Genomic DNA, 1237 nt, shown 5'->3' with positions numbered 1-1237 from the left:
ATGCCCACGCTCTCGCCCTTGATGCCGCGAACACACTTGCCTTCGCACTGGGTCTCCTGAGGGCAGACGCGGCCGCAAACAGCGGGCAGCGCGCTGGAGGCGCTCAGCACCTGATAGGCGCCCTCAAAATCCTCTTCCGCCACCTTGGCGATGAAGCTGGGAATGTCAATGCCAACCGGGCAGCCGGTCTGGCAGGGCTTGTTCTTGCAGCCCAGGCAGCGCTTGGCCTCGTTGACCGCCATCTCAGGGGTATAGCCCAGAGCTACCTCCTTGAAGTTTTTGTTCCGAACGTTGGGGTCCTGGTTGGGCATGGGGCAACGCTTCGGGTCCATATTATGCAATGCCATTTTCGGGTTCCTCCCAATTGTTTTTCAATAGTCTTACGAAAAGTGTTGCGCTGTACGCGGAATTACTGCACGTCCTTCTTGAACAGGTTGCAGTGCTCCTCACGAGCGTGAGTCTCGAATTCCTTGTACATGTTGCCGCGCTGCATGGCCTCGTCAAAGTCCACCAGATGGCCGTCGAAGTCGGGGCCGTCCACGCAGGCGAACTTGGTCTCGCCGCCCACAGTCAGGCGGCAGCCGCCGCACATGCCGGTGCCGTCGATCATGATGGGGTTCATGGACACAACGGTCTTCACGTCGTACTTCTTGGTGGTCAGGCAGACGAACTTCATCATGACCAGAGGTCCGATGGCGATGACCTCGTCGTAGTTCTCGCCGCTCTTGATCAGCTCTTCCAGGGGAGCGGTGACCACGCCCTTCTGGCCGTGGCTGCCGTCATCGGTCATCATGACCAGCTTGTCGCTGCAGGCCTTGAATTCATCCTCCAGGATGACCAGATCCTTGTTGCGGAAGCCCACGATGCTGTGTACCTCGCAGCCCATTTCGTGCAGCTTCTTGGCGATGGGGTAGGCAATGGCGCAGCCCACGCCGCCGCCCACAACGGCAACCTTCTTCAGGCCGTCCAGATGGCTGGCAACGCCCAGAGGGCCCACGAAGTCGTGCACGCTCTCGCCCTCACGCAGCTCGTTCAGCTCCATGGTGGAGCCGCCCACGATCTGGAAGATGATGGTCACGGTGCCGGCTTCGCGGTCATAGTCCGCTACGGTCAGGGGGATTCGCTCGGAATCCTCCTTCGCACGCACGATGATGAACTGGCCCGGCTGAGCCTTCTTTGCCACCAGCGGCGCTTCGATCACCAGCTTGGTGACCGTGGGGTTCAACTCTTTTCGTTC

Annotated in this window: 1 protein-coding gene and 1 pseudogene; both read right to left on the bottom strand. The window is 60.1% G+C overall.

Annotation, left to right across the window (positions count from 1 at the left end; genetic code table 11):
• Positions 1-347 (bottom strand): annotated as a pseudogene (locus B5F28_RS14335) (dihydropyrimidine dehydrogenase); the annotation flags it as partial.
• Between the two features lie 62 nt (positions 348-409).
• The coding region (locus tag B5F28_RS14330; protein WP_143424779.1) for a sulfide/dihydroorotate dehydrogenase-like FAD/NAD-binding protein at positions 410-1237 on the bottom strand (828 nt) is incomplete at its 5' end.

This window comes from Gemmiger sp. An194, from assembly GCF_002160145.1.
In the GTDB taxonomy this organism is placed as follows: Bacteria; Bacillota; Clostridia; order Oscillospirales; family Ruminococcaceae; genus Allofournierella.
The sequence above is the reverse complement of the archived record's forward strand: the minus strand, read 5'-3'. Positions and strand labels throughout refer to the sequence as shown.